The organism is Burkholderia sp. KBS0801 (genome assembly GCF_005937855.2).
Classification (GTDB): domain Bacteria; phylum Pseudomonadota; class Gammaproteobacteria; order Burkholderiales; family Burkholderiaceae; genus Burkholderia; species Burkholderia ambifaria.
The window spans coordinates 1,651,046-1,676,524 of the sequence record NZ_CP042177.1 but is presented as its reverse complement, the minus strand read 5'-3'; the positions used below and the strand labels follow the sequence as shown (position 1 = coordinate 1,676,524).

Here is a 25,479-nt window from a genome sequence, read left to right as displayed (position 1 = left end):
TGGGGCCGATTGTTGTCTGGTTGTTGTTTTAATGCAAGCAAACGTTTGCGCCCAACTACCCGGGTACTGGCCATCGATGCTGCTTGTCGGTACCAAGGAATGGAAGCAGGCAGACGGCCGACTGCCTGGCGCGCGCTGTCGTCGACACGCCACCGCCGGCGGGAAGCCGGCGGAGTGAAAGCTATGCTGTACCGTTTCGGTTCGACGCGCAACCCGTCTGATCAATATTTAAGGGTTTATTCGGAGCACGCTGCGACGCTTGCGGATTGCGGCGCGTTACATCGAATTCGACGTGCCGCTTCGTTGCGACCATGGATGAAAAAGAGAAACCGTTTTCGGTTCAATGATCGGCCTTCGTCGGGTCCGGCGCGTCGGCACGCCATGACATGACGACGCGAAACCGCCGTCATGTCAGCCATCGCGCAGCACGTCCGGCGGGCGCTGGCCGCGCCCGCGGAACATCGCGCTGCCGTCAGACTGTTTCGCGCAGCTGCGCGGCGATTTCCGCTTCGTTCAGCTGCGGCGCAAACATCTCGATCAGCCGGTACGCATACGCGCGCAGGAACGCGCCCTTGCGCAGCCCGACGCGCGTCGTGCTCGCCTCGAACAGGTGCTGCGTGTCGAGCGCGACGAGCCCGGTGTCGCGCTGCGGATCGAAGGCCATCGCCGCGACGACGCCGATCCCCATCCCCAGCTCGACGTAGGTCTTGATCACGTCCGCGTCGATCGCGGTCAGCACGACGTCGGGCACCGCGCCGGCCTGCGTGAACGCCTGGTCGATGTGCGAGCGGCCCGTGAAGTCCTGGTCATACGTGATGATCGGATACTCGGCGATTTCGTCGAGCGTCAGGTTCTCGCGGCCGACGAGCGGATGCCCCTTCGGCACGACGACCGTGTGGTGCCACGAATAGCACGGGAACGTCACGATGTCCGGATAGCGGTCGAGCGCCTCGGTCGAGATGCCGAGATCGGCTTCGCCGTTCAGGATCATCTGCGCGATCTGCTGCGGGCTGCCCTGGCGCAGCGCGAGATGCACCTTCGGGAACACGTCGGTGAACTGCCGGATCACCTTCGGCAGTGCGTAGCGCGCCTGCGTGTGCGTCGTCGCGACGACGAGGTGGCCGCTGTCCTGGTCGGCGAACTGGCGCGCGACGCGGCGCAGGTTCTCGGCGTCGAGCAGCATCCGCTCGATCAGCTGGTGCACGGCCTTGCCGGGCTCCGTGAGCCCCGTGAGCCGCTTGCCGCGCCGGATGAAGATGTCGACGCCCAGTTCGTCCTCGAGATCCTTGATCTGCTTCGACACGCCCGACTGCGACGTGTACAGCACGTTCGCGACTTCCGTCAGGTTCATGTTCTGCCGCACGGCTTCGCGCACGAAACGCAATTGCTGAAAATTCATGGGTATGCCTCTTAGGCTGTCGTTGTTCGAATGTCGCTCCGGAGCGGTATCCGCCCTCTTCTCTTTACCGGGTTCGGCGTCAGTGTGCGGGAAATACCCGGACCGCGCGCGGCACGGCCGTCGCGCCGTCGCCGACCTGCAGCGCGAGCGCACGCCACGCGTCGCGATCGAGTTCCGCTTCGAGTGCGCCGCCGGTGCGCGCCTCGAGTTCGACCCGCACCGAGCCGCCGAGCGGGATCACGCGGCGCACGTCCACCGCGATGCCGTCGCGATGACCGTCGCCGGCCGGCCACAGCTGCAGGTCGTGCGGCCGCACGTACGCGTTCGCGGGGCCCGCGAAATCGGCATCGACCGCGATCGGCGCCGCCGCGCCCTCGGCGACGAAGCCACGGCCGGCGACCGTGCCCGGCAGGCGGTTCGCCGCGCCGAGGAACTCGTAGACGAACGCGCTTTGCGGATGATCGTAGACGTCCTGCGGGCTGCCGACCTGCTCCACGTGCCCGCGGTTCAGCACGACGATCCGGTCGGCCACTTCCAGCGCCTCTTCCTGGTCGTGCGTGACGAAGATCGTCGAGATATGCAGGTCGTCGTGCAGGCGTCGCAGCCAGCCGCGCAGTTCCTTGCGCACCTTCGCGTCGAGCGCGCCGAACGGCTCGTCGAGCAGCAGCACCTTCGGCTCGACCGCGAGCGCGCGGGCGAGCGCGATCCGCTGGCGCTGGCCGCCCGACAGCTCGGACGGATAGCGCTGCGCGAGCCAGTCGAGCTGCACGAGCTTCAGCAGTTCGTGCACCTTGGCGCGGATCACGGCTTCCGACGGCCGCTCGCGGCGCGGCTTCACGCGCAGCCCGAACGCGACGTTCTCGAACACGGTCATGTGGCGAAACAGCGCGTAATGCTGGAACACGAAGCCGACCTGGCGATCGCGCGCGCCGACCGACGCGACGTCGAGCCCCTGCAGCACGACCTGGCCGGCGTCCGCGTGCTCGAGGCCCGCGATCACGCGCAGCAGCGTGGTCTTGCCGCAGCCGGACGGCCCGAGCAGCGCGACGAGCTCGCCCGCGGGGAAGTCGAGCGACACGTTGTCGAGGGCGGTGAAATCGCCGAAGCGCTTCTGAAGGTGACGGACGGTGATACCCATTCTGGTTGCCTCTTTACGATTTCGACGAAATGGCGGCGACGGGGCCGGCATGAGCGGGAACGTCATCGCGTGCGCCGGCCAGTTCGGCGGCGAGATGACGCTCGGCGAGCAGCTTCAGCGCGAGCGTGACGAGCGCCAGCAGCGCCAGCACCGACGCCACCGCGAACGCCGCCGCGAAGTTGTATTCGTTGTACAGGATCTCGACGTGCAGCGGCATCGTGTCGGTCACGCCGCGAATGTGGCCGGACACGACCGACACCGCGCCGAACTCGCCCATCGCGCGCGCATTGCACAGGATCACGCCGTACAGCAGGCCCCACTTCACGTTCGGCAGCGTCACGCGCCGGAAGATCTGCCAGCCCGACGCGCCGAGCACGCGCGCGGCTTCTTCCTCGTCGGTGCCCTGCGCCTGCATCAGCGGGATCAGCTCGCGCGCGACGAACGGGAATGTGACGAAGATCGTCGCGAGCACGATGCCCGGCACCGCGAAGATGATCTGCACGTCGTGGTTCTGCAGCCACGGCCCGAGCCAGCCCTGCGCGCCGAACAACAGCACGTAGACGAGGCCCGAGATCACCGGCGACACGGAGAACGGCAGGTCGATCAGCGTGGTCAGCAACGCCTTGCCGCGGAATTCGAACTTCGCGATCGCCCACGACGCGCACACGCCGAACACGAGGTTCAGCGGCACGGCGATCACGGCGACCGTCAGCGTCAGCTTGATCGCCGACCATGCGTCCGGATCGGCGAGCGATTCGAGATAGAAGCCGACGCCCTTGCGCAGCGCCTCGAAGAACACCGCGGCGAGCGGCACGACGAGGAAGAACGCGAGGAACGCCAGCGCGATGCCCGTGAGCAGCCAGCGCACGACGCGCGACTCGCTGACGGGGTCGGGCCGTTTCGCGGCACGCGCGCGCGCGGCGGACGGGTTGTTCAGCACGGCACTGGACTCCTGGCTCATTGCTGGCCTCCCTGGACGGTCGAGGCAGCGATTGCGCTCGACGGCGCGGGGCCGCTCGCCCCCTTGCTCGTACGACGCTGCAGATACCACTGCAGCGTGTTGATCAGGAGCAGCATCAGGAACGACACGACCAGCATCACGACCGCCAGCGCGGTCGCGCCCGCGTAGTCGTACTGCTCGAGCTTCGTGATGATCAGGAGCGACGTGATCTCGGACTTCATCGGCACGTTGCCGGCGATGAAAATCACCGACCCGTATTCGCCGAGCGCGCGCGCGAACGCCAGCGCGAAGCCGGTGAGCAGCGCCGGCAGCACGGCCGGCAGCACGACGCGGCGGAACGTCAGCCAGCGCGATGCGCCGAGGCACGCGGCGGCCTCCTCCTGCTCGCGCTCGAAATCCTCGAGCACCGGCTGCACGGTGCGCACGACGAACGGCAGCCCGATGAAGGTCAGCGCCACCAGCACGCCGATGGGCGTGAACGCGATCTTGATGCCGAACGGCGCGAGATACTGGCCGACCCAGCCGTTGGTCGCATAGACGGCTGCAAGCGAAATGCCCGCGACCGACGTCGGCAACGCGAACGGCAGGTCGACGATCGCGTCGACGAGGCGCTTCAACGGGAACCGGTAGCGCACCAGCACCCACGCGACGAGAAAGCCGAACACGGCGTTGATCAATGCGCCGCCCAGGGCGGCGGAAAACGTCAGCCGGTACGACGCGAGTACGCGCGGCGACGTGACGGCGGTGACGAACTGGTCCCACGACAAAGTCGCGGTCTTCAGGAACGTGGCGGCGAGCGGGATCAGCACCACGAGGCTCAAATAGGCCACCGTGATGCCGAGCGTCACGCCGAAGCCGGGCAGCGCGCTCGGCTTGCGAAAGGTGTACGTCGTCATCGGATGCTCTTGCTGGGTCGATGCTGCTCATGGGTCCGACGCAAACGCCGGCGCGGGGAATCGCGCCGGCGGCCGTCGGGGATGCGGCGCGCTGTCGTGGCGCACCGCTGTCGTTATGGGTTTGCTGCGTGGTGGTACTGTTCGCGTTACTGCGGCTTGTAGATCGAGTCGAACACGCCGCCGTCCGCGAAATGCGTCTTCTGCGCATTCGTCCAGCCGCCGAACGTGTCGTCGACCGTGTACAGCTTCAGCTTCGGGAACTGCTTGGTCAGCTCCGCCGGCACGTTCTTCGAACGCGGACGGTAGTAGTTGCGCGCGGCGATCTCCTGGCCCTGCGGGCTGTACAGGAAATTCAGGTAGGCCTCCGCCAGCTTGCGCGTGCCCTTCTTGTCCACCACCTTGTCGACCACCGCGACGGGCGGCTCGGCCAGGATGCTCACCGACGGCACGACGATCTCGAACTTGTCGGTGCCGAATTCCTTGATCGACAGGAACGCCTCGTTCTCCCACGCGATCAGCACGTCGCCGATCCCGCGCTGCACGAAGCTCGTCGTCGCGCCACGCGCGCCCGAATCGAGCACGCCTGCGTTCTTGTAGAGCTTCGTCACGAATTCCTTCGCGCCCTGCTCGCTGCCGCCCGGCTTGTGCACGGCATACGACCACGCGGCCAGGTAGTTCCAGCGCGCACCGCCCGAGGTCTTCGGGTTCGGCGTGACGATCGAGATGCCCGGCTTGGTGAGGTCGTCCCAGTCCTTGATCCCTTTCGGGTTGCCCTTGCGCACGAGGAACACGATCGTCGACGTGTAAGGCGATGCGTTGTCCGGCAGGCGCTTTTGCCAGTCCTTGTTCACCAGCCCCTTGTTGGCGAGCGCGTCGATGTCGTAGGCGAGCGCCAGCGTGACGACGTCGGCCTGCAGGCCGTCGAGCACCGAGCGCGCCTGCGCGCCCGAGCCGCCGTGCGACTGCTTGAAGTTGACCGTCTCGCCCGTCTTCGCCTTCCACGCCTTGCCGAACGCCTGGTTGAAGTCCTGATACAGCTCGCGCGTCGGGTCGTACGACACGTTCAGGAACGTTGTATCGGCCTGCGCGTGCGTGACGACGCCCAGCGCCGCCGCCGCGCCCAGCGCGAGTGTTGCGATCAGGCGGCCCGCTCCGCCCACCAGACCCGTATTGCGCTTCGCCATCCTTGGTTCTCCAGTGTTGTCGATGTTGCGATGTCGGGCCAGTCTAGCGAACGGGTTACATGATTAAAAATAATCGTTCTTCATTTTTTAATACTCAAAAGTGCTAACGCAGACTGGGTGGACGGTTGCGGCAGACAAACCGGCGTCCGGACGTCGCGAAATCGCGGCGGAACCGGCGCGATCGCGTCGAACCTCAAGTAACACTTGAAATTCGCGAAGTACTGTATAAAAATACAGCTCACTGTCTATCCATACAGTTAAGCCATGACCAAACTCACCGCACGTCAGCAGCAAGTGTTCGACTTGATCCGCCGGGCGATCGAGCGCTCCGGTTTCCCGCCCACGCGTGCCGAGATCGCGGCCGAGCTGGGGTTCAGCTCGCCGAACGCGGCCGAGGAACACCTCCGGGCGCTCGCGCGCAAGGGCGTGATCGAGCTGGCCGCCGGCGCGTCGCGCGGCATTCGCCTGCTCGGCATCGACGATGCGCCGCACCAGTTCACGCTGCCGCACGCCGGCCTGATGCAGCTGTCGCTGCCGCTCGTCGGCCGGGTCGCGGCCGGTAGCCCGATCCTCGCGCAGGAGCACATCTCGCAGCATTACGCGTGCGATCCCGCGCTGTTCACGAGCAAGCCCGACTACCTGCTGAAGGTGCGCGGCCTGTCGATGCGCGACGCCGGCATTCTCGATGGCGACCTCCTCGCCGTGCAGAAGCGCACGGAAGCGAAGGACGGCCAGATCATCGTCGCGCGCCTGGGCGACGACGTCACGGTCAAGCGCCTGATGCGCCGGCCCGGCGGCCTCGAGCTGATCGCGGAGAACCCGGATTACGAAAACATCTTCGTCAAGGCCGGCAGCGCGGAATTCGCGCTGGAAGGCATCGCCGTCGGGCTGATCCGCTCGGGCGAACTCTGACAATCGGTCTCGCTGAGGAGAACACCATGGAACGCCTTTCCCGTTTGCTGCCTTTCCGTCAATTCGGTCGCCTGCGTCACCTGCGCGGCCGCACGCCCTGCGCGCCGCTGTCCGCCGCGGCGCCCGTGGTGAGCCAAGAAGTCGCAGTTGAACGGCAGGCGTCGCTGCTGCCGTCGGCGCTTCCCGCATTCGCGCGGGTCTCGCTGAATGCCGGCCTGAATCACGCGGAACCGGCGCGCCGTGCGCCGGTGCGCGTCTATCACGGTCGGTCGCGGCTGATCATGGTGGGGACGATCGATGCCGTGTGCCGGATGATCGATCGCTGCATCGCCGAGGAACGATCGTCCACGCACGGCGGTCTCTGATTGCGGAACCCGTTCGCACCGGAGGCATCGTGACTGGATCTTCGGGCCGCGCGTGGCGGCTCAAGCCCGTGCTGATCGTCGTGCTGGCCGTCGCCGTCCTGGCGGCGGTCGGCTATGCATACGCGTCGCCGTACGTCGCGCTAGGTCGCCTGAAATCGGCGATCGACGCGCGCGATTCGCAGGCGGTCAGCGAATACGTCGACTTTCCGTCGCTGCGCATCAGCCTGAAGCAGCAGGTCACGGAAGAATTGATGCGCCGGATCGACGCGGTGAAGAAGGACAATCCGTTCGCGGTGATTGGCGCGCTGATCGGATCTGCGTTGATCGGCCCGCTGGTCGATGCGTATGCGACACCGGAAGGGGTGGCGGCGCTGATGAGCGGCATCCCGCCGCGCGGTAACCCGGGCGAGCGGCCACCCGACTGGTCGGGCCCGCCGGCAGGCGGTGCGCCCGGCAACGCACCGGCCGCGCCACCGGCCAATCCGGCTAGCGCACCCGTGCCGGGCAGCAATGCCAACGCGTCGGCTGCATCTGCGCCGGGGCCCGCACCCACGCCCGCGCCGGCACCGGCGAGTCCGAGCGACGCGGGTCATCCGCAGCAAACGAGTGCCGGCTACCGGAATATCGATGAATTCGTCGTGACCTACCAGCGCAGCGCCGACGGCACGCGCTATGCGGCGGTATTCCGCCGCTTCGGCCTGTTCTCGTGGAAGCTGTCCGCGATCGACCTGCACGCCTGAGCACTCGCAGTCGTCACGGTCGCGCCCGATGCCGCTGATGCGGCACTGCGCGCGACTGCGCCGGAATCGCAGGCCTTCCAGCCGTTCACGCGATTGCTGCGTTACTTGCCGTTCGAGATGGCCGCTTCGCGTTCGCGCGCGATCTCGGCCTTTTGCTCTTCGGCCGACGAACATGCGACCAGAATGCTGCAGTTCACGCGATCGAGCAGTTGCGTGTTGCCCGACCCCATCCACCATCTCGACAACCCGCTGCGGCACCGATGGCCGACGACGACGAGGTCGGCCTTCAACTCCGTCGCGAGATTCGCGATTTCGTCGATCGGATAGCCGAACGCGAAATGGCCTTCCGCCTGAACGCCGCGCTCGCGCAGCCAGTTCACGCCTTCCTGCAGGATCTCGCGCGCGGTTTCCTCGAAGCGGCCGCACGCGACGTCGGTCAGCAACCCGGCGCTTTGCGCGATGCTCGAGCGCATGTCGACGACCGACAGCAAATGCGTTTCCGCCTTCAGGTCCAGCGCGAGGTTGGCACCGCACCGCAATGCCTTGCGCCCCTCGAGCGTGCCGTCGTAGCACAGCAGAATCTTGTTGTAGCTAGCCATGAAACCTCCCTATCGCGACTACGTGCGCTATGCACTCATCATGGTGCGCCGCAATTGAGGACGCAAGGGATGGAAAACGCTGATTCGCCACGCGGGGCGCGCCGGCGATGATGCGGTGCACGATCCGTGCGCCGACGCACCATGCCGCGCCGGCATGCGCTGAAGAGACGCAGCCGATGCACTAGAATGGCCCGTTCGTGCCCTCGACGTGCGTTCGCCCCGGTCATGCCCATGTGACACGCATTCGCCCGCTCCGTTCGCCGGCCCGCATGTCCAGCCAGCCGGCGGCCGCGAAACGCGTCCGCGCCCGCTTACAACGACAACCTTGCCCATGTCCGTTGCACCGATCGATTTCCGGAACGTTGAAAAGCGCTATGGCGACAAGCTCGTCGTCAACGACCTCTCCTTCCACGTGCAGGCCGGCGAATGCTACGGCCTGCTCGGGCCGAACGGCGCCGGCAAGACCACGACTCTGAAGATGCTGCTCGGCCTCGTCTATCCCGATGCCGGCGCCATTTCACTGTGCGGCGAACCCGTTCCGACACGCGCGCGGCATGCACGCCGACGCGTCGGTGTCGTCCCGCAGTTCGACAACCTCGATCCGGACTTCACGGTCCGCGAAAACCTGCTCGTGTTCAGCCGCTATTTCGGGATGTCGGCGCAGGCTGCGCGCGCGCTCGTGCAGCCGCTGCTCGAATTCGCGAAGCTGGAAAACAAGGCCGATGCCAAGGTGGGCGAGCTGTCGGGCGGGATGAAGCGGCGTCTGACGCTCGCCCGCGCGCTCGTCAACGATCCCGACGTGCTGGTGCTCGACGAGCCGACCACAGGCCTCGATCCGCAGGCGCGGCACCTGATGTGGGAGCGGTTGCGCTCGCTGCTCGCTCGCGGCAAGACGATCCTGATCACCACGCATTTCATGGAGGAAGCCGAACGCCTGTGCGACCGGCTGTGCGTGATCGAGGAAGGCCGCAAGATCGCCGAAGGTGCGCCGCATGCGCTGATCGAGTCCGAGATCGGCTGCGACGTGATCGAGATCTACGGGCCCGAGCCGGTCGCGTTGCGCGACGAGCTGGCGCCGTTCGCGAAGCACACCGAGATCAGCGGCGAAACGCTGTTCTGCTACGTGACCGATCCCGAGCCGCTCAGTGCGCGACTCAAGGGACGCACGGGGTTGCGCTATCTGCATCGCCCGGCCAATCTGGAAGACGTGTTCCTGCGGCTCACGGGCCGCGAAATGCAGGACTGATCGATCATGGACGCACGCAACTATTCCGCCACGGCGCCGTCCGCGCCGCCCCGCGAGTCACGCTTCGCGATCGCACTGCCCGCGAACGCGACCAACTGGATCGCCGTGTGGCGGCGCAACTACCTCGTGTGGCGCAAGCTCGCGCTCGCATCCATGTTCGGCAATCTCGCCGATCCGATGATCTACCTGTTCGGGCTGGGATTCGGGCTCGGCCTGATGCTCGGCCACGTCGACGGCGTGTCGTATATCGCGTTCCTCGCCGCCGGCACGGTCGGTTCGAGCGTGATGATGTCCGCGAGCTTCGAGTCGATGTATTCGGGCTTCTCGCGGATGCACGTGCAGCGCACCTGGGAAGCGATCATGCACACGCCGCTCTCGCTGGGCGACATCGTGCTCGGCGAGATTATCTGGGGCGCGAGCAAGGCGCTGTTGTCGGGCGTCGCGATCATGCTCGTCGCGGGCCTGCTCGGCTATGCGCACTTTCCGTCGATGCTCGCGGCGCTGCCCGTGATCGCGCTCGCCGGCCTCGCGTTCGCGAGCACCGCGATGATCGTCACGGCGCTCGCGCCGTCCTACGACTTCTTCATGTTCTATCAGACGCTCGTGCTGACGCCGATGCTGCTGCTGTCGGGCGTGTTCTTCCCGCTCACGCAGCTGCCGTCGATCGCGCAGCGCGCGGCGCACGTGCTGCCGCTCGCGAACGCGGTCGAACTGATCCGGCCCGCGATGCTCGGCCGGCCGGCGACGGACGTCGGCCTGCATCTCGCGGTGCTCGCCGGCTATGCGATCGGCGGATTCCTCGTCTGCGCGTGGCTGTTCCGGCGGCGGATGATGCGCTGACGGCCGTCGCATCCGGCGCCGGCCCGATGCGACGATTTTGAGACGCCATTCGGCCGACGTTACTCGTCGTCATCGCTCCACGGGATTTCGACGTCGGTCAGGAATGCGACGGTCGCCAGCGGGCCGCCTTCCTGGCGACCGAGCTTGCCGTCCGCACGATGCCATTCGACGCGGAATTGCGTACCCGGATCGTCGGCGATCAGATAGACCGCACGCAGCTCTTCCGCGTCGGCTTCGGCGACCGGGCCGTCGAACGACACCAGCATCTTCTGCGGCCACAGGCCGTTTACCGGATCGTAAATGCGGTCGCCCTGCGGAATCTCGATGCTGGCCTCGACGCCGATCGTGGCGGAGGCCTCGATGATCATCGTGCCGAGCGCGTTCAGCACGGCAGTCGCCCGCGCGGAATTGGCCTGGCGGATCGCGAGATCGCCGCGCGTCAGCGCCTTTTCGAGTCGAGGATGAATCTTCGGTTGGGTCATGCGTTTTCCTGTTTGCTTCTTGTAAAGGGCGCCGCACGTGCGAAGCGGCGGCGCCGGATGAATACGACGATCACGCGACGGGATCGGTCTGCGCGCGGCGCGGCGGCCATCCCGCAGGCCCGGTCGCCGGCTGCCCCGGCGCTTGTTCCCGCCGGCTGGCCGTCCCGTGCGCCTGCGTCAGAACCCGAACGCGATCGCGAGCAGCCCGCTCGCGATCCCGAACACGACCACGAGGGCCGTGACGATCGCCAGCATGTACGGCTTGAACGAACGCGCGAGCATCGCGAGCGACGGCACGCTGATCGGCGGCAGCGTCATCAGCAGCGCGGCGGCCGGACCGACGCCCATGCCGAGCGACAGCATCGCCTGGATGATCGGCACCTCGCCGGCCGTCGGGATCACGAACAACGTGCCCGCGACCGCGAACGCGATGATCCAGCCGAGATGGTTGCCGATGTCCGGGCCGATATGCGGGAACAGCCATGCGCGTGCCGCGCCGAGCAGCAGCACGAGCACGATGTATTCGGGCACGAGCCGCACGGCCATGCGCACGAGCAGCTTGATCCAGCGGACGAACGGATTGCCGGCCGCGGCCTGTCCGGCCGCCAGTGCGGCAAGTTGCGCGTCGTCGATGCTGCGGTCCTCGGGACGCGCGATGCGGTTCAGCAGATAGCCGATCCCGAACACCATCGCGATGCCGAGCACGAGCCGCAGCGCGCTCCAGTGCCAGCCGAGCACGAAGCCCATGAACACCAGCGCGGCCGGATTCAGCACCGTGTTGCCGAGCCAGAACGCGACCGCGCCGCCCGGCGACGCGTGCCGCGCGCGCAGGCCGGCGACGACCGGCGCCGCGCAGCACGTGCACATCATGCCGGGCAGCGACAGCAGGCCGCCCGCGGCGACACTGCCGAAGCCCGTGCGACCGAGCACGCGTGCGATCCAGTGCGCGGGCAGCAGCGCCTGCACGGCAGAACCGAGCAGCAGGCCGAGCACCATCGCCTGCCAGATCGCCTTGCCGTATGCCCATGCGTAGTCGAGCGCCGCCTTCAGCGACGGCTCGGGCGCGCTCGCCGACGTGCCCATCAGGATCGACTGGCCGATCGAATGATGCTCGGCGGCGATGAATGCCTTGTTGTAGTACGGGAACCATTTCACGTAGAACAGTCCAGCGACCGCGATCAGCAGGAAGGTCATCCAGCCGAGCGCCGGATTGGGTTGGGTGCGTGTGGTCGTCATCGTGTGGTGGTCGATTGGTTTGTGTCGGTGTTGGATCCTGCTGCGTCGCCGGCGACGGGCGACGCCGGAAGCCCGGCGCGCGCGAGCGCGTCGAGCAGCGCGCGCGCCTGCTGGCGCACGTCGGCCGCATTCGGCCGGAACGTGAACGTCAGCACGCGGTTCGATTTGTCGTACGACGAACGATAGGTGCGTGCATACGCAGGATCGTAATGCTTGTCGATCAGCGTGCCGAACAGTTCGGCGCGCGCGTTCGCGTCGATCAGTGCGTTCCAGCGCGCGACCTCTTCCCGGCTGTGCAGGCCGATCAGGCGATGCAGCTGCGCCTTGAACGCGGCCGGATCGTCGAACAGGTGGGCGTAGTCCTCGAGCAGGAACGCGATGCGTTCGTCACGCTCGGCCTCGACCTGCACCCACGGCCCCGCGCGAAACGCGTCCATCAGCGCGAGCGGCAGCTGCACGAGCCCGATCTTGCGGCTTTCCGATTCGACGAAGACGGGCCAGGCGGGGTCGAAACGCTCCAGCGTGCCGACGAGGCCCGAATCGAACGACTTCTGCGCGGGCTGCGGCACACCCGGCAATGCGCCGAGCAGCGAGCCGCGGTGGCAGGCGAGCGCCTCGAGATCGAGCGTCTGCGCCCCTTCGTCGCGCAGCGCGTTCAAGAGCCGCGTCTTGCCGCAGCCCGTATGGCCAACGAGCGCGATGTAGCGGAACCGCGTGGGCAGCGTATCGAGCGTCGCGCACACCGAGCGGCGATATGCCTTGTAGCCGCCGTCGAGCTGCCGCGCCTGCCAGCCGATCAGGTTGAACCAGGTCGTCATCGAGCCCGAGCGCTTGCCGCCGCGCCAGCAGTAGATTAGCGGCCGCCAGTTGCGCGGACGGTCGGCGAACGTGGTGTCGAGATGGCGCGCGATGTTGCGTGCGACCATCGCCGCGCCGACGCGCGTCGCTTCGTACGGCGACACCTGACGGTACATCGTGCCGACGATCACGCGCTCCTCGTTGCTGAGCACGGGTGCGTTCAGCGCGCCGGGAATATGATCTTCGGCGAACTCGAGCGGCGTACGCACGTCGATGATCTCGTCGAACTCGCCAGCGCGATCGAGGGTGACAATCAGGTTCTTCAATTTGGCGTCGAACAGGGGCGATGCGGCTCGGTGAGCCGCACGGGCATGGAAGGCGGATTCGCGATTATCTCATGCCCGGGCGTCTCGGGCCGCGCGCGGCAGCTGGCGCGGGCGATGCAGCGCTCATCACGTCGACCAGATGGTCGCGAAACGCGCGTACCGACGCGGGCAGGTCCCGCCCCGCCATGGTCTGCACCTGGATGCTGCGCTCGCGCAACTGGGGGTTCGTCACGGGCACGACGACGAAACCGTCCGAGTCGAAGCGGTCGCGCACCGACAGCAGCCCCGTGAACATCACCGCGCCGGTACGCTGCGCATAGCGGTACATCACGGCGGTGTTGTTGCTGGTCAGTTCCGGCTCGAGCATGAGCCCATCGAGCACGCACGCGATGTCGATCAGCTGGCGCACCGTCGTGCCGGCCTCCGGCAGCACATGCGGGTGCCGCGCGACCTCGGCGAGCGATACCGAGTCGCGCGCCGCGAGCGGATGGTCGCGCCGCACGAGCGCGAAGACCGGCGCACGCTCCGCATGTTCGACGCGCACGCCCTGCTCCGGCGCCAGGCTGAACGTCAGCCCGATGTCGGCGTCGCCGTCGCGCACGCGCCGCGTCGCCTCCGCCGGCGACACGACCCACACCGAGAAGTCGACGCCCGGGTGGCGCGCCTTGAAGCCCGCGAGCGCGCCCGGCAGGAAATCGATCGCGAACCCTTCCGAGCAGACGATCTTCAGCAGGCTGCCGTGCAGCGCCTCCAGCCCGCCTATTTCCTTCATCACGTGCTCGGCCTCCAGCAGGCTGCGCTGCGCGAAGCCCAGCAGCCGTTCGCCGGCCTCCGACAGCGTCATCCCGCGCGGCCGCCGCTCGAACAGCGGCGCGCCAAGCTCGCTCTCGAGCTTCGCGATCTGCCGGCTGATCGCCGAGACAGCCACGTGCAGCCGCGCCGATGCGTCGCTGATCGACCCGGTGCGCGCCACTTCGACGAAGTACCGCAGCGCAAGACCATGCAGGAAAGCCGCCATCGTTCTGTCTCCCAGCCCGCTGAGCAGGCCCCTTTGCTTTGCCTTTTCGGCAACGAAATGTTCGAAATTCGATCATTGTGACAAAAAAAACGGCTTCCTAGAATCGATCGCACTCCCCGCCGTGCGCGCCGCGCCTGCGGGAAAACCGACAAGGAGACACGTCTTGAGCCGTACCGCCGCCATCCAGCACGCGCTGAACCAGTTCGAATCGGGCGCCTTCTTCACGACCCTGAGCCGCCGCGTCGGCCTGCGCACCGAAAGCCAGGACAGCGGCGCGGGCGCCGCGTTGCGCGCGTACCTGACCGACGAGATCGCGCCGGAAGCCGCGCGACTCGGCTTCACATCGCGGATCGTCGAGAACCCTGTCGTCGGCGGCGGGCCGTTTCTGCTCGCGTCGCGCCACGAGGACGACGCGCTGCCGACCGTCCTGATCTACGGCCACGGCGACGTCGTGCGCGGCTACGACGCGCAATGGCGCGCGCCGCTGTCGCCGTGGACGCTGACCGTCGACGGCGATCGCTGGTACGGCCGCGGCAGCGCCGACAACAAGGGCCAGCACACGATCAACCTGGCCGCGCTGGCGAGCGTGCTCGACGCGCGCGGCGGCCGGCTCGGCTTCAACGCGAAACTGCTGATCGAGATGGGTGAGGAAGCGGGTTCGCCAGGCCTCGACGCGTTGTGCCGCCAGGAGCGCGACGCGCTCGCGGCGGACGTGCTGATCGCGTCCGACGGGCCGCGCGTGACCGCCGAACGCCCGACCGTGTTCCTCGGCTCGCGTGGCGCGGTCAACTTCAGGCTGAGCCTGCGCGCTCGCGACGGCGGCCATCACTCCGGCAACTGGGGCGGCCTGCTGCGCAACCCGGCGACCGTGCTCGCGAACGCGCTCGCGAGCCTCGTCGACGCGCGCGGCGCGATCCGCGTGGCGGGCCTGCGCCCGCCGCCGATTCCGGCCGCCGTGCGCGCCGCGCTCGCCGACCTGTCCGTCGGCGGCGGCCCGGGCGATCCGGCGCTCGACGCCGACTGGGGCGAGCCCGGCCTCTCTGCCGCCGAGCGCGTGTTCGGCTGGAACGCGTTCGAGATCCTCGCGTTCAAGGCCGGCAATCCCGACCATCCGGTGAATGCGATTCCGCCCGTCGCGTATGCGCACTGCCAACTGCGTTTCGTGGTCGGCACCGACTGGCAAGCGCTGCATGCGCACCTGCGCGCGCATCTCGATGCGCATGGCTTCGCCGACGTCGAGATCGACGTCGAACGCGGCGCGCCGGCGACGCGCCTGCCGCCGGACGATCCGTGGGTCCGCTGGGCCGTCGCGTCGCTCGCGCGCACGACCGGCAAGAAGCCCGCGATCCTGCCGAACCTCGGCGGCACGCTGCCGAACGAAGTGTTCGCCGATACGCTCGGGCTGCCGACGTTGTGGGTGCCGCACTCGTATCCGGCCTGCTCGCAGCACGCGCCCGACGAGCACCTGCTCGCGAGCGTCGTGCGCGAGGGACTGCAGATGATGGCCGGCCTCTTCTGGGATCTCGGCGACGCCGCGCCGCCCGTTCGCCGCGCGGCCCTCGCCGCGGCCGGCGCCGCCCTGTAACGCGCTTCGCCCCTTTCTCGGGACCTGCTCACACGATGAATACGACCACCCTGACCTCGCAGGACGCCGCGCACCCCAGCGCCGCGAAGATCCGGCGCATCATCTTCGCCGCGTCGATCGGCAATGCGCTCGAATGGTTCGACCTGATCGTCTACGGCTTTTTCGCGGTGACGATCGCCAAGCTGTTCTTTCCCGCGACCAGCGAGGCGACGTCGCTGCTGCTCACGCTCGGCACGTTCGGGCTGTCCTACCTGATCCGGCCGATCGGCGGCTTCGTGCTCGGTGCCTACGCCGACCGCGCGGGCCGCAAGGCGTCGCTGCTGCTGTCGATCGCGATGATGATGGTCGGCACGCTGTTGATCGCACTGATGCCGACCTACGCGTCGATCGGCGTCCTCGCGCCGCTCGGGATCATGCTGTCGCGGCTGATGCAGGGCTTTTCGGCCGGCGGCGAATTCGCGAGCTCGACCGCGTTTCTCGTCGAACATGCGCCGCAGCGGCGCGGCTTCATGTCGAGCTGGCAGTTCGCGAGCCAGGGGCTCGCGACGCTGCTTGCGTCGGGCTTCGGCGCGCTGCTGACGTCGACGCTGAGCACCGCGCAACTCGAAAGCTGGGGCTGGCGCGTGCCGTTTCTGTTCGGGCTCGCGATCGGTCCGATCGGCCTCTATATCCGCCGCTACGTCGACGAAGGGGTCGAGTTCAAGACGCAGGCGCGCTCCGAAACGCCCGTGCGCGAGCTGTTCGCGGACCAGAAGATGCGCGTGCTGCTGTCGATCGGCGTGCTCGTGATCTCGACCGCGATCAACTACATGGTGCTGTACATGCCGACGTATGCAATCAAGCAGCTCGGGCTGCCGGCCTCGACGGGCTTCGCGGCGACGCTCGCGACCGGCTTCGTGCTGACGCTCGTCACGCCGCTCGTGGGCCATCTGTCCGATCGCACCGGGCGGATTCGCGTGATGGCCGCGGCCGCCGTGCTGATGCTCGCGACCGTCTGGCCGACGTTCGTGTGGCTCACGCATCACGCGTCGTTCTCGACGATGCTCGCCGCGCTGATCTGGATCGGCCTGCTGAAGGCGACGTACTGCGGCGCGCTGCCGGCGCTGATGGCCGAGCTGTTCCCGGCACAGACCCGCGCGACCGGTCTCGCGGTCAGCTACAACACCGGCGTCACGCTGTTCGGCGGCTTCGCGCCGTTCATGATCACGTGGCTGATCAGCGCGACCGGCAATCGGCTGTCGCCCGCGCTGTATCTGATGGGCTGCGCGGTGTTGAGTCTCGTCGCGCTGTTGGTCGCGCGCACGCGGCTCGGAATGCGCTGACCGCGCGCAAAGGAAACGAGCGCGTAACGATGCGCGTCGGACGCGGCCCGTCGCGGCAACCCTGCCGCGCGGGCCGCTCGCCGTTTACGGCGCCGGGTTCGGCTGCAGTTCGTGCAGCGCGTCGATCTCGGCCAGGATCTCGTCGGACAGCTTCACGTCGATGCTGCCGATGTTCTCCTTCAACTGATCGAGCGACGTCGCGCCGACCAGGTTGCTGCGGACGAACGGCCGGCTGTTGACGAACGCGAGCGCGAGCTGCGCGGGCGACAGCCCGTGGCGCTTCGCGAGCGCAACATAGCGCGACGTCGCTTCGACCGCGTGAGGCTTGCTGTAGCGCTGGAAGCGCTCGAACAGCGTGATGCGCGCGCCGGCCGGACGCGCGCCGTTCTCGTACTTGCCGGACAGCCAGCCGAATGCGAGCGGCGAATAGGCGAGCAGGCCGACGCCATCGCGATGCGTGAACTCGGACAGGCCATTCTCGAACGTGCGGTTCAGCAGGCTGTACGGGTTCTGGATGCTCGCGATGCGCGGCAGCCCGAGCTTCTCGGCCGCGCGCAGGAATTGCGCGACGCCCCACGGCGTTTCGTTCGACACGCCGATCGCGCGGACCTTGCCGGCCTTCACGAATTCCGCGAGCACGCCCAGCGTTTCCTCGATCGGCACCGTATACGCATCGTCGACCCACGGATACGCGGGACGGCCGAACGTCGTCGTGCTGCGATCGGGCCAGTGCAGCTGGTACAGGTCGACATAGTCGGTCTGCAGGCGCTTGAGGCTGCCGTCGAGCGCTTCGGTGAGGTTCTTGCGGTCGAACTGATTGCCTTCGCCGCGAATGTGGCGCGGATTGTGCGGCTGCCGCGCCGGGCCCGCGATCTTCGTCGCGAGCACGATCCGGTCGCGTTGCGCGCGATGCTGCGCGAGCCAGGTGCCGATGTACTGCTCCGTGCGGCCCTGGGTGTCAGGCTTCGGCGGCACCGGGTACATCTCCGCGGCGTCGATCAGCGTGACGCCCTGCGCGAGCGCGTAATCGATCTGCTCGTGGGCGTCGCGCTCCGAATTCTGCTCGCCCCACGTCATCGTGCCGAGACCAATCAGGCTGACCTCGATGCCCGAATCGCCGAGTGTGCGGTATTCCATGCTGTTCCTGTCACGTCAGTGGAAAGCAGAAACGCTATCACATTGAACCGAACGCTTCAGATGGCCGAGCCGCATACTTACAGGCCGCCTTCGGCGTGTGCGCGGCACTTGGTCATGCGGATTGCGCCCGCCTCCGCCTCCGCGTGTGCGTGTGCGTCGTTCGGATGACGTCGGGCGGCCGCCGGGCCACCGCGACGCCGCCACCCGCTGTGTCACTGCGGTCGCTGAATGAAGCAGGTCGCCGATGCGTGCGCGACGATCTTGTCGTCCGGCGTCTTCAGCGTGCCTTCCGCGACGCCGAGCGAACGCGATAGGTGAATCACGCGCCCTTCGGCGATCAGGTCGACGTCGCGCGGCACGGGACGCAGCATCTTCACATGCAGGTCGACCGTGCCGTAGCCGACGCCCGCGTCGAGCATCGAATGCACCGCGCAGCCCGTGACGGAGTCGAGCACCGCTGCGGCGAACCCGCCGTGCACGCCGCCGAGCGGATTCAGGTGCCGGCCGTCCGCCCGCGCCGAAAACTTCACGTAGCCGAGCTCGACACCCAGCGGACGCATCGGGATCGTTTCGGAAATCGACGCGAGCGGCACGTCTCCGGCCGCGGCCGCACGCAGCAGATCGAGACCGGACAGGGAAAGCGGATTCATCGGGTTGTCTCCAGGTTGATGGCGCGTCGCCGCGCTAGTAAGTTCTAAATTGGAACTCATTATTGACAACTGCTCCGGGCTTGTCAACGCAGCCGATGGCCGTTGCAGTCGAAGGTAAGTTCTATAATCGAACCCGCTTCTTTGATGAACCGCCGCGCGAGACTCGACGATGAAATGGGATGACATCGGTACGCTGAACTGTTCGGTCGCGCGCACGCTCGCCGTGCTCGGCGATCGCTGGACCATGCTGATCCTGCGCAACGCCTTTCTCGGCTGCCGCCGCTTCGATGCATTCCAGACGCAACTGGGCCTCACGCGCCACGTGCTCGCCGAGCGGCTCGCGCGCCTCGTCGACGAAGGCGTGCTGGTCAAGCGCGCGTATCAGGAACGCCCGCCGCGCTTCGAATACCGGTTGACCGAAAAAGGCCTCGATCTTTATCCGGCCCTGCTCGCGCTGATGACATGGGGCGACCGCTGGAAGGATGACGGCCAGGGGCCGCCCCTGCAATTGCGGCATCGCAACTGTGGTGAGCTGATGCATGCAGTCGCCGTGTGCTCGGCATGCGGCGAGCCGCTCGATGCGCACGACGTGCAGCCGGAACCCGGGCCAGGGTGGGTCGCGCCTGAGGCGGCGGGGCCGGTCGAGTCGTGATGCCTGATGTCTGATGCCCGATGCCGGACGCAGCGCGCGTGCCATGCGCGGCGCGGCCATCATGCGGGCGCATGGTTGCATGTGTTTCATGCCTGCCGAGCATTCATGGTCGCCGCGCCCGGCCTGCTGTTCCCCTCTCGTCAATCACACGGCGCATTGAACCTGCACCAGCACGTACGTGCATTTCTTCATGCGTGGCCTTGTCGTTCCCCCTGCGCACGCACGCGCTGATCAATCGACATCCGTCAACCGGCGCGATCACCCGGCCGCTGCAGAAACCACCCGGCATGATGAGCACCGTCCCACCGCCCGCTGCGGGCTGTCACGCCATCGTTCCATTCGCATTCGGGCGTGGCCGCGCCGCCGTGTCTGCGTTACACTCACGGCCCGCTGTCTCGAAATCATTCGCTGTCCAAGATGTTGTCGCGCAAACGCCTAGCCGCCACCTGCCTCGCCGCTTCCCTGCTTGCCACGCCCTTCGCCGCCTTCGGCAAGACGCACAATGAATCGCTGCTGCAGCAGGCAATCGACTTCATCGCGCAGTTGCTGCCGACGCCGACCCATGAAGCACCCGCCACGCAAGCCGTCGAATCGGCGTTCTCGCCCGACGGCGGCGCCGAGGCGCTCGTGCTGAAGGCGATCGGCGCCGCGCGCACCTCGATTCGCGTGGCTGCCTACTCGTTCACCTCGCCACCCGTCACGCGCGCGCTGCTCGCCGCGAAGCGGCGCGGCGTGAATGTCGCGGTCGTCGTGGACGACAAGGGCAATCGCGCCAAGAGTAGCAAGCAGGCGCTGAACCTGCTCGTCAACGCGGGCATTCCGACGCGCACGATCGACGCCTATGCCATCCATCACGACAAGTACCTCGTGATCGATGCCGAACATGTCGAGACCGGCTCGTTCAACTACAGCGCTTCGGCAGCCAGCCGCAATTCCGAAAACGTCGTCGTGGTGTGGAACAATCCGCAGCTCGCGTCGCGCTACCTCGCGCATTGGCAAAGCCGCTTCGACCAGGGCGCGCCGTACCACTCGTCGTACTGACGCATCGCACGAACGCAATCGCCATTCGCATGCGGCGCGGTCGACGCGCGTCGTTGCATGCATTCGCTTCGTGATGTCGTCAATGATCGCTGCGCACGACGCGCCCATCAACCTGGCCGAATGGCCGGCACACGCAGCGTGACAGTGCCGCGATCAGCAGCATCGATGAAATCAATGAATGTTGGGCGATCGCTCCGCGACTTGCGCGGTCGCGACACACCGGCTCGCGGCCGCATGCGCGTCGCTTGACGAAAATTTCGGCAGATCGCGATTGCCGCCCGGCAGCGCGCGCAGTACGCAGTCCGAGCTGAAGGTCAGCGTGTTCTGCACCATCGGATAAAGCAGGTACAGCGCCAGTGCGAGATAACCCGCGTACAGAATTCGGACCATGGTGCGATAGATGAACGATTGACTCGCCCTGTTTACGGCATCGCACCGGGCAGCTTGAGGCACTGGACACAAATTCATCGCGTGCATGCGTGAAGCGTCTGCATCGTTCTCCGCGTATGGCGCATGCACTGCTCGCGAACGACCCGATGGTGATCCCGGACGCGCGCAAAGACGATCGCTTCCACGACAACCCGCTCGTCACGGGCCAGCCGGGCATCCGCTTCTACGCAGGCAGGCCGCTCGCTGCGCCGAACGGCCTAACCACCAGCACTCGCGACCGCGCGAAATCTGCGCCGGCGCACTCGCCCGCCTCGGCAGCGACCATTCATCGCGCTCTTGAGCGCCGACGATCCGGCCGACGTCGGCGCGCCGATCTCGCGCGCGTCACGCCGGCGCTCGCGCAGCACAACCCGTCCGACGCACGCGGCTATGCGATCCGGTTCAGTGTCGGTCACGCCGCCTACGAACCTGCGCGGCATCATACGGTGGCCGCGCTGCTCGCCTTACCCGATCTCCACAGGTAGGAGGACGATCAGCGCGGCAAGGCCGCCGCCCCATGAGCGCAGACGAACCGCGCGCCGATACGCGACAATCCGCGCCACCGCAACCGCAGGCGTAACCGCAACCTCAGCCGCCACCCGCCAGCCGCGCTCAGCCCCGATAGCTCAGCTTCCGCACGGCGGCGCGCTCGCCATCGCTTCCGCGATCTGCTCGGGCGTCAGATCGCGCTGATGGGTCGCGATCGACCAGCGGTGGCCGAACGGATCCTCCACTTGCCCATAGCGATCGCCCCAGAACATGTCGGCGGCCGGCATCTTGACCGTTGCGCCGGCCTCGACGGCCTGCGCGATCGCCGCGTCGGTGTCCGACACGTACAAGTGCAGGCAGACCGACGTGCCTTTCAGCGCCTTCGGACCGAGTGCGCCATGCTCCGGCATTTCATCCACGAGCATCAGTGTCGAATCGCCGATTGCGAGGCACGCGTGCGCGAGCCGGCCGTCCGGGGTCGCCAATCGGAACCGTTCGGTCGCGTTGAACGCACGCTTGTAGAAATCGATGGCTGCGGCTGCGCCGGCGCAGATCAGATGCGGCGTCAGCGTGCGCATTCCTTCCGGGATCGGGTTGACGGACGTGGCCATGGGTATCGCTCCTTCAGTCGGTTGTCGTATCGGAAATCGGGACGGACGCACGATGCGCACGCCTCCAACGCTACGACGGACGGACTCGATGGAAATCGACACGCACGCCCGGATTTTTTATCGCTCGCGATAAGGCGGCCAGATCACACACGACGCGTGGAATCAGTCCGTTCGGCCGACCGGATCATCCGCCATGCCGAACTGCCGGCGGCACGCTTCGAGCAACGCGGCAACGGCGTCGAGCGGAAGGTCGGCGAACCGGTTGATCGGCAGCATCACGCCGCCGGGCACCCTGGTGCGCGGCGAGTGCGCCGAGAACTGGTAGCCGATATAACGGTTACCCGCGACGCTGATCATCCCGAACTCGGTCACGTCGCGCCACCGCGTCACCGGCTTTTCGCGCACGGAACCGACGAGCCTGAAGCCGGTTTCGTCGATATGCAGCGCCATCTTGCGGCGCGACACGAAGAAGAAGGCGCCGCTCGCGAGGGCCAGCACCACGGCCAGTGCCGCAACCGGCCAGAGCGTGCGGTCGACCGCGTACCCGCACGCGGCCAACCCGGCCAGCACCGCGCCGACGATCGCCTTTCTCCTGAAACTGCGGCCGTCGACCGGCAGGACCACCGGCAACGCGCCGATCACCGTTCCGGCAACCGGATCGACATGCCAGCCGGAATCGTCCGTTTCGCTCGCTTCGCTCACCGTTTCGGCCGCTCCCGTCAATTGCACACGTTGACCGTGCCGTTCGACGTGCATTGACCGACCGCCCAGTGACTCTGCGCGGCGAGGTGCGGCGCAACGCCGATGCCGCGAATCGGCGCCGCCGGCGACGACGGCGGAACCGGGGCCGATGCGGTCTCGGGCGACGGCTGTATGGATTCGGTCTGACAGGCCGCGAGCATCAGACAGAATGCGGCTCCCAACGGGGCAATGGCGTATGTGGACATGGCTTCGTGCGCGGTAGCGTGATTCATGTGTGGGCGGCTCGCGGAAACACGGGCCGATCGCCTTTCAGATCTGCGGAAGATCACGCAACGTACGCGACTCGTTCGTCGCATCGATGTCGAGCTCGATCCCTGCCGACGCGTCGCGATACAGCACGCGCTTCAGTTTCGGCCCCACCGCCGTTCCGTCCACTTCGTCAAACACGGCATGAACGTCGTTGCCCGCCGCGAGCGCGCGTGCCACTTCCTCCACCGACGCCTCGCTCGGCGTCGCCGCCCACGACCGATCCGTCGGATTCACGGCCGCCCAGCGCACGTGCGTCACGCGCGCACTGAGCACGTCGATTCGGACACCATTCACAGCGAACATCGACATCGGAATCTCCTTCGAAACGGTTGCGGCCGGGCGAACGCCTGACGACGGAAGCCGACGATTACACGATAGCAGGCGAATTCGACTGCCACCGGACCGGCCGGCTCAGCCGGACCGGCAATCATCGGCGCGGCATCTGCCAGCGCTGATTTTCGATGATACATTGGGACGCTTTGCAACCGTCAACAGACAATCGTGTACGGGAGAAACACATGACCGACGCCTGGGGAACCTTCCCTGCCAGAATGGGCGACCATCAGGCTTTCATCAGCTTCAATCAGAGCTTTGCGGAACTCGCCGAAAGCGATCCGCGCACGTCGCTGCTCAGCGTACGCGTCACGCTGGCGCATCCGACGCCCGAAGGCCTGCCGAGCCGGGACGAGTTCGCCGAGCTCACGAAGATCGAGGATCTGCTGGACGCCGCCGTGACCGCGAAAAACGGCGTGCAGGTGGGCCGCGTCACGGTCGACGGCCACCAGGATTTCCTGTTCTACGTGCCGTTCGACGAAGAAACCGCGAGCGGGATCGTCGACTCGCTGGCCGAACAGACGACCTACGCACTTCAGTACGCATACCAGGACGATCCGGACAAGGAAACGTACTGGCGCACGCTCTACCCGACCGACGACGACTGGCAACTGATGCGCGACATGCGCGTGCTCGACGCGCTGCGGCAGAAAGGCGACGTGAGCGACGTGAGCCGGCGCGTGATGCACTGGGCCTACTTCCCGGAGCCGAGCGACGCGCACCAGTTCGCCGACTGGGCCGAGTCGAAAGGCTATCTGGTCGAATCGGTCGCACCGACCGAGGACGGCAAATCGGCCGTGCGGTTTGCGCACGAAGGCACGATGGTGCTGGCCGACATCACGCACCATACGCTCGAGATCAATCGCGAGGTACGCTCGCTCGGCGGCGAATACGACGGTTGGGAAACCAGCGTCGAGCAAGCCGGCTGATCCGGCCGACACGCGCGTTGCGCGCGACCGGGCCTTGACGGTTTCGGGACAAAAAGCATCGCGGCAGCGCGAACGCGCGCCGCCGGGACCAAGGCATCGCCGGCCGTAACCGGCGATATGCCCGAGCGGCCGCTCAGGCACGAGGAAAGCGATTCATGCGGATCGGGCGAGCGGATGCCGGGGGCGCGAAAGGCCGCGTGCCGAACGCCTGTCCGGTTTCGCCGACGCGGCTTGCATGCGCCGGGCGGGCAAAAAGCCCCGCTCCTGCGCGAGCGAGCGGGGAAACGGTTGACCGGGCCGGGGTAGAACGGTCAACCGGTCAAATTGTGATCGTGGGCCATGCGACCGTCTGTGCGGCAACTCACCCTTTCAACCGGAAAGCCCCTGCCATGCACACAGGTGTGCCGGGCAGCGACGATCGCGCCAACAGTCAGCAGCGTTCCTGTGTTCAGGATTCGCGTGCGGATTTTTGATTTATGCGGGCGATTTCTTATATCGCACTGGAGCCTCTGGCATGTCGCCTACATAGCTAAAACCGCATGATTCCGTTTTTCCTTGAATCAGCGATTTGTCTTTTCGGATTTTCGTGAAATCATGTTTCGCGATCAGTATCTGCCGGCTCCGCCGCGAGGAGCGCGCTGCCACGCCTTCCGGCCACAAAATCGCTTCGCTACCCAAGGAAACAATGACACTCGCTCGGGCACAACATGACGGCGTCGATGTCTGGATCGTCCAGCTTCCGGGACACACCGCCTATGCCTATACGCATCTCAAGCGGGTATTCGCGTCTGACGACTCGCGGCATCGTGTCGTGACGGTCGACCTGACGAAGCTGCTCGCCTGCGCCGATCGCGACACGACCGACTACGTGCTGCCGGCGGTTCAGTACTGGGCGCCCGGCAAGGCCGCCGGCATCCGCGAATTCCTCGACCCGGCCGAGCGGCGAATTCCCGATATGCCCTTCATCACGTTTCGCGAGACGAGAACGCGGACGCTGCTCGGCATCCCGGGGCTGTCGAAAGTCGGCGTCGCGTCCTTCCGGAACGGTCAGCATCGCGCGCGCTATCTGGCGTATGCGGGGGCGACGTGCCTGCCTGTCGAGGTGCATGAGACGGAGGCGGATCTGCTCGTGCGGTATTGCGGCGAGTGA

Annotated in this window: 29 protein-coding genes; 12 read left to right on the top strand and 17 right to left on the bottom strand. The window is 66.9% G+C overall.

The window, feature by feature from the left end:
* Positions 1-472 precede the first annotated feature (472 nt).
* The 5 genes from FFI87_RS08110 to FFI87_RS08090 all read right to left on the bottom strand — a co-directional run bounded on the left by FFI87_RS08110 (position 473) and on the right by FFI87_RS08090 (position 5,578).
* Complete coding sequence (locus FFI87_RS08110; protein WP_006755334.1) at positions 473-1,399, bottom strand: CysB family HTH-type transcriptional regulator; 927 nt, start codon at positions 1,397-1,399, stop codon at positions 473-475.
* Between the two features lie 79 nt (positions 1,400-1,478).
* On the bottom strand, positions 1,479-2,537 hold the full coding sequence (locus FFI87_RS08105; protein WP_138847762.1) for a sulfate/molybdate ABC transporter ATP-binding protein: 1,059 nt from the start codon (positions 2,535-2,537) through the stop codon (positions 1,479-1,481).
* 13 nt (positions 2,538-2,550) lie between these two features.
* The gene (cysW, locus tag FFI87_RS08100) at positions 2,551-3,498 is read right to left on the bottom strand and encodes a sulfate ABC transporter permease subunit CysW (RefSeq protein ID WP_012363820.1); all 948 of its coding nucleotides are present in this window, start codon (positions 3,496-3,498) and stop codon (positions 2,551-2,553) included.
* Complete coding sequence (gene cysT, locus FFI87_RS08095; RefSeq protein ID WP_012363819.1) at positions 3,495-4,394, bottom strand: sulfate ABC transporter permease subunit CysT; 900 nt, start codon at positions 4,392-4,394, stop codon at positions 3,495-3,497. Before cysT ends, cysW begins: the two co-directional genes overlap by 4 nt.
* A gap of 146 nt (positions 4,395-4,540) precedes the next feature.
* Positions 4,541-5,578 carry a sulfate ABC transporter substrate-binding protein gene (locus FFI87_RS08090; protein ID WP_138847763.1) on the bottom strand — a complete coding sequence of 346 codons (1,038 nt, stop codon included), beginning with the start codon at positions 5,576-5,578 and terminating at the stop codon, positions 4,541-4,543.
* Positions 5,579-5,842: 264 nt separating this feature from the next.
* Between FFI87_RS08090 and lexA the strand changes: the two genes are divergently transcribed.
* The 3 genes from lexA to FFI87_RS08070 are packed head-to-tail and all read left to right on the top strand — an operon-like array spanning position 5,843 to position 7,595.
* Positions 5,843-6,490, top strand: a complete 648-nt coding sequence (gene lexA, locus FFI87_RS08080; RefSeq protein ID WP_006754655.1) for a transcriptional repressor LexA — start codon at positions 5,843-5,845, stop codon at positions 6,488-6,490.
* Positions 6,491-6,516: 26 nt separating this feature from the next.
* Entirely contained in the window at positions 6,517-6,855 is a 339-nt protein-coding gene (locus FFI87_RS08075) for a hypothetical protein (protein ID WP_006754654.1), read from the top strand.
* Between the two features lie 29 nt (positions 6,856-6,884).
* Positions 6,885-7,595: a DUF2939 domain-containing protein gene (locus FFI87_RS08070; RefSeq protein WP_138847764.1), complete on the top strand. Its 711-nt coding sequence runs from the start codon at positions 6,885-6,887 to the stop codon at positions 7,593-7,595.
* Between the two features lie 101 nt (positions 7,596-7,696).
* Here FFI87_RS08070 and FFI87_RS08065 read toward each other — a convergent pair whose 3' ends face one another.
* Positions 7,697-8,194 carry a universal stress protein gene (locus FFI87_RS08065; protein ID WP_011656788.1) on the bottom strand — a complete coding sequence of 166 codons (498 nt, stop codon included), beginning with the start codon at positions 8,192-8,194 and terminating at the stop codon, positions 7,697-7,699.
* Between the two features lie 331 nt (positions 8,195-8,525).
* Here FFI87_RS08065 and nodI point away from each other — a divergent pair, with 331 nt between their 5' ends.
* A complete protein-coding gene (nodI, locus tag FFI87_RS08060; protein ID WP_012363817.1) occupies positions 8,526-9,440 on the top strand; it encodes a nodulation factor ABC transporter ATP-binding protein NodI in 915 nt (304 codons plus the stop codon).
* A gap of 6 nt (positions 9,441-9,446) precedes the next feature.
* Positions 9,447-10,280: an ABC transporter permease gene (locus FFI87_RS08055; protein ID WP_138847765.1), complete on the top strand. Its 834-nt coding sequence runs from the start codon at positions 9,447-9,449 to the stop codon at positions 10,278-10,280.
* 59 nt (positions 10,281-10,339) lie between these two features.
* On the opposite strand, the gene FFI87_RS08050 is transcribed toward FFI87_RS08055, so the two are convergent.
* The 4 genes from FFI87_RS08050 to FFI87_RS08035 form a co-directional block, all read right to left on the bottom strand.
* Positions 10,340-10,762 carry a hypothetical protein gene (locus FFI87_RS08050; protein WP_006754649.1) on the bottom strand — a complete coding sequence of 141 codons (423 nt, stop codon included), beginning with the start codon at positions 10,760-10,762 and terminating at the stop codon, positions 10,340-10,342.
* A 177-nt stretch (positions 10,763-10,939) separates the two neighbouring features.
* Positions 10,940-11,998 (bottom strand): permease, encoded by a 1,059-nt coding sequence (locus FFI87_RS08045; RefSeq protein WP_012363815.1) that lies wholly within the window; start codon positions 11,996-11,998, stop codon positions 10,940-10,942.
* Entirely contained in the window at positions 11,995-13,122 is a 1,128-nt protein-coding gene (mnmH, locus tag FFI87_RS08040) for a tRNA 2-selenouridine(34) synthase MnmH (RefSeq protein WP_138847766.1), read from the bottom strand. The genes FFI87_RS08045 and mnmH overlap by 4 nt, the downstream gene beginning before the upstream one ends.
* Positions 13,123-13,186: 64 nt before the next feature.
* Entirely contained in the window at positions 13,187-14,140 is a 954-nt protein-coding gene (locus FFI87_RS08035; RefSeq protein WP_138847767.1) for a LysR family transcriptional regulator, read from the bottom strand.
* A 163-nt stretch (positions 14,141-14,303) separates the two neighbouring features.
* Between FFI87_RS08035 and FFI87_RS08030 the strand changes: the two genes are divergently transcribed.
* Complete coding sequence (locus FFI87_RS08030; RefSeq protein WP_138847768.1) at positions 14,304-15,725, top strand: M20 family metallopeptidase; 1,422 nt, start codon at positions 14,304-14,306, stop codon at positions 15,723-15,725.
* Positions 15,726-15,760: 35 nt separating this feature from the next.
* On the top strand, positions 15,761-17,047 hold the full coding sequence (locus FFI87_RS08025; RefSeq protein WP_012363811.1) for an MFS transporter: 1,287 nt from the start codon (positions 15,761-15,763) through the stop codon (positions 17,045-17,047).
* Positions 17,048-17,131: 84 nt separating this feature from the next.
* Here FFI87_RS08025 and FFI87_RS08020 read toward each other — a convergent pair whose 3' ends face one another.
* Both FFI87_RS08020 and FFI87_RS08015 read right to left on the bottom strand, forming a co-directional pair.
* On the bottom strand, positions 17,132-18,184 hold the full coding sequence (locus FFI87_RS08020) for an NADP(H)-dependent aldo-keto reductase (protein WP_138847769.1): 1,053 nt from the start codon (positions 18,182-18,184) through the stop codon (positions 17,132-17,134).
* A 212-nt stretch (positions 18,185-18,396) separates the two neighbouring features.
* Complete coding sequence (locus tag FFI87_RS08015; protein ID WP_138847770.1) at positions 18,397-18,834, bottom strand: PaaI family thioesterase; 438 nt, start codon at positions 18,832-18,834, stop codon at positions 18,397-18,399.
* A gap of 169 nt (positions 18,835-19,003) precedes the next feature.
* Between FFI87_RS08015 and FFI87_RS08010 the strand changes: the two genes are divergently transcribed.
* Positions 19,004-19,486 carry a winged helix-turn-helix transcriptional regulator gene (locus FFI87_RS08010; RefSeq protein WP_012363808.1) on the top strand — a complete coding sequence of 161 codons (483 nt, stop codon included), beginning with the start codon at positions 19,004-19,006 and terminating at the stop codon, positions 19,484-19,486.
* 417 nt (positions 19,487-19,903) lie between these two features.
* A complete protein-coding gene (locus FFI87_RS08005) occupies positions 19,904-20,527 on the top strand; it encodes a phospholipase D family protein (RefSeq protein ID WP_041489924.1) in 624 nt (207 codons plus the stop codon).
* 171 nt (positions 20,528-20,698) lie between these two features.
* Here the strand turns inward: FFI87_RS08005 and FFI87_RS08000 are convergent, their stop codons facing one another.
* A complete protein-coding gene (locus tag FFI87_RS08000; protein WP_012363806.1) occupies positions 20,699-20,917 on the bottom strand; it encodes a hypothetical protein in 219 nt (72 codons plus the stop codon).
* An 89-nt stretch (positions 20,918-21,006) separates the two neighbouring features.
* On the opposite strand from FFI87_RS08000, the gene FFI87_RS35325 reads away from it, so the two are divergent.
* Entirely contained in the window at positions 21,007-21,441 is a 435-nt protein-coding gene (locus FFI87_RS35325) for a GAF domain-containing protein (protein ID WP_409995108.1), read from the top strand.
* A gap of 141 nt (positions 21,442-21,582) precedes the next feature.
* On the opposite strand, the gene FFI87_RS07985 is transcribed toward FFI87_RS35325, so the two are convergent.
* The 4 genes from FFI87_RS07985 to FFI87_RS07970 form a co-directional block, all read right to left on the bottom strand.
* Positions 21,583-22,056: a VOC family protein gene (locus FFI87_RS07985; RefSeq protein WP_012363804.1), complete on the bottom strand. Its 474-nt coding sequence runs from the start codon at positions 22,054-22,056 to the stop codon at positions 21,583-21,585.
* 162 nt (positions 22,057-22,218) lie between these two features.
* A complete protein-coding gene (locus tag FFI87_RS07980; protein ID WP_138847772.1) occupies positions 22,219-22,812 on the bottom strand; it encodes an aspartyl-tRNA synthetase in 594 nt (197 codons plus the stop codon).
* Entirely contained in the window at positions 22,776-23,030 is a 255-nt protein-coding gene (locus FFI87_RS35210) for a hypothetical protein (RefSeq protein WP_138847773.1), read from the bottom strand. The genes FFI87_RS07980 and FFI87_RS35210 overlap by 37 nt, the downstream gene beginning before the upstream one ends.
* A gap of 37 nt (positions 23,031-23,067) precedes the next feature.
* Positions 23,068-23,376: a hypothetical protein gene (locus FFI87_RS07970; RefSeq protein ID WP_006751010.1), complete on the bottom strand. Its 309-nt coding sequence runs from the start codon at positions 23,374-23,376 to the stop codon at positions 23,068-23,070.
* Positions 23,377-23,585: 209 nt separating this feature from the next.
* Here FFI87_RS07970 and FFI87_RS07965 point away from each other — a divergent pair, with 209 nt between their 5' ends.
* Both FFI87_RS07965 and FFI87_RS07960 read left to right on the top strand, forming a co-directional pair.
* The gene (locus FFI87_RS07965) at positions 23,586-24,329 is read left to right on the top strand and encodes a DUF695 domain-containing protein (protein WP_138847774.1); all 744 of its coding nucleotides are present in this window, start codon (positions 23,586-23,588) and stop codon (positions 24,327-24,329) included.
* A gap of 685 nt (positions 24,330-25,014) precedes the next feature.
* Positions 25,015-25,479 carry a plasmid fertility inhibition factor family protein gene (locus FFI87_RS07960; RefSeq protein ID WP_012363799.1) on the top strand — a complete coding sequence of 155 codons (465 nt, stop codon included), beginning with the start codon at positions 25,015-25,017 and terminating at the stop codon, positions 25,477-25,479.

What these genes read in the sequence shown, in the direction of transcription:
- FFI87_RS08110 (WP_006755334.1), bottom strand. Translation starts at nt 1,399, where the DNA reads ATGAATTTTCAGCAATTGCGTTTCGTGCGCGAAGCCGTGCGGCAGAAC.
- cysT (WP_012363819.1), bottom strand. Translation starts at nt 4,394, where the DNA reads ATGACGACGTACACCTTTCGCAAGCCGAGCGCGCTGCCCGGCTTCGGC.
- FFI87_RS08105 (WP_138847762.1), bottom strand. Translation starts at nt 2,537, where the DNA reads ATGGGTATCACCGTCCGTCACCTTCAGAAGCGCTTCGGCGATTTCACC.
- lexA (WP_006754655.1), top strand. Translation starts at nt 5,843, where the DNA reads ATGACCAAACTCACCGCACGTCAGCAGCAAGTGTTCGACTTGATCCGC.
- FFI87_RS08015 (WP_138847770.1), bottom strand. Translation starts at nt 18,834, where the DNA reads ATGAATCCGCTTTCCCTGTCCGGTCTCGATCTGCTGCGTGCGGCCGCG.
- FFI87_RS08075 (WP_006754654.1), top strand. Translation starts at nt 6,517, where the DNA reads ATGGAACGCCTTTCCCGTTTGCTGCCTTTCCGTCAATTCGGTCGCCTG.
- FFI87_RS07985 (WP_012363804.1), bottom strand. Translation starts at nt 22,056, where the DNA reads ATGGCCACGTCCGTCAACCCGATCCCGGAAGGAATGCGCACGCTGACG.
- FFI87_RS35210 (WP_138847773.1), bottom strand. Translation starts at nt 23,030, where the DNA reads ATGAATCACGCTACCGCGCACGAAGCCATGTCCACATACGCCATTGCC.
- FFI87_RS08035 (WP_138847767.1), bottom strand. Translation starts at nt 14,140, where the DNA reads ATGGCGGCTTTCCTGCATGGTCTTGCGCTGCGGTACTTCGTCGAAGTG.
- FFI87_RS07980 (WP_138847772.1), bottom strand. Translation starts at nt 22,812, where the DNA reads ATGCACGTCGAACGGCACGGTCAACGTGTGCAATTGACGGGAGCGGCC.
- FFI87_RS08025 (WP_012363811.1), top strand. Translation starts at nt 15,761, where the DNA reads ATGAATACGACCACCCTGACCTCGCAGGACGCCGCGCACCCCAGCGCC.
- cysW (WP_012363820.1), bottom strand. Translation starts at nt 3,498, where the DNA reads ATGAGCCAGGAGTCCAGTGCCGTGCTGAACAACCCGTCCGCCGCGCGC.
- FFI87_RS08010 (WP_012363808.1), top strand. Translation starts at nt 19,004, where the DNA reads ATGAAATGGGATGACATCGGTACGCTGAACTGTTCGGTCGCGCGCACG.
- FFI87_RS07960 (WP_012363799.1), top strand. Translation starts at nt 25,015, where the DNA reads ATGACACTCGCTCGGGCACAACATGACGGCGTCGATGTCTGGATCGTC.
- FFI87_RS07970 (WP_006751010.1), bottom strand. Translation starts at nt 23,376, where the DNA reads ATGTCGATGTTCGCTGTGAATGGTGTCCGAATCGACGTGCTCAGTGCG.
- FFI87_RS08065 (WP_011656788.1), bottom strand. Translation starts at nt 8,194, where the DNA reads ATGGCTAGCTACAACAAGATTCTGCTGTGCTACGACGGCACGCTCGAG.
- FFI87_RS08055 (WP_138847765.1), top strand. Translation starts at nt 9,447, where the DNA reads ATGGACGCACGCAACTATTCCGCCACGGCGCCGTCCGCGCCGCCCCGC.
- FFI87_RS07965 (WP_138847774.1), top strand. Translation starts at nt 23,586, where the DNA reads ATGACCGACGCCTGGGGAACCTTCCCTGCCAGAATGGGCGACCATCAG.
- FFI87_RS08045 (WP_012363815.1), bottom strand. Translation starts at nt 11,998, where the DNA reads ATGACGACCACACGCACCCAACCCAATCCGGCGCTCGGCTGGATGACC.
- FFI87_RS08050 (WP_006754649.1), bottom strand. Translation starts at nt 10,762, where the DNA reads ATGACCCAACCGAAGATTCATCCTCGACTCGAAAAGGCGCTGACGCGC.
- nodI (WP_012363817.1), top strand. Translation starts at nt 8,526, where the DNA reads ATGTCCGTTGCACCGATCGATTTCCGGAACGTTGAAAAGCGCTATGGC.
- FFI87_RS08090 (WP_138847763.1), bottom strand. Translation starts at nt 5,578, where the DNA reads ATGGCGAAGCGCAATACGGGTCTGGTGGGCGGAGCGGGCCGCCTGATC.
- FFI87_RS08005 (WP_041489924.1), top strand. Translation starts at nt 19,904, where the DNA reads ATGTTGTCGCGCAAACGCCTAGCCGCCACCTGCCTCGCCGCTTCCCTG.
- FFI87_RS08000 (WP_012363806.1), bottom strand. Translation starts at nt 20,917, where the DNA reads ATGGTCCGAATTCTGTACGCGGGTTATCTCGCACTGGCGCTGTACCTG.
- FFI87_RS08020 (WP_138847769.1), bottom strand. Translation starts at nt 18,184, where the DNA reads ATGGAATACCGCACACTCGGCGATTCGGGCATCGAGGTCAGCCTGATT.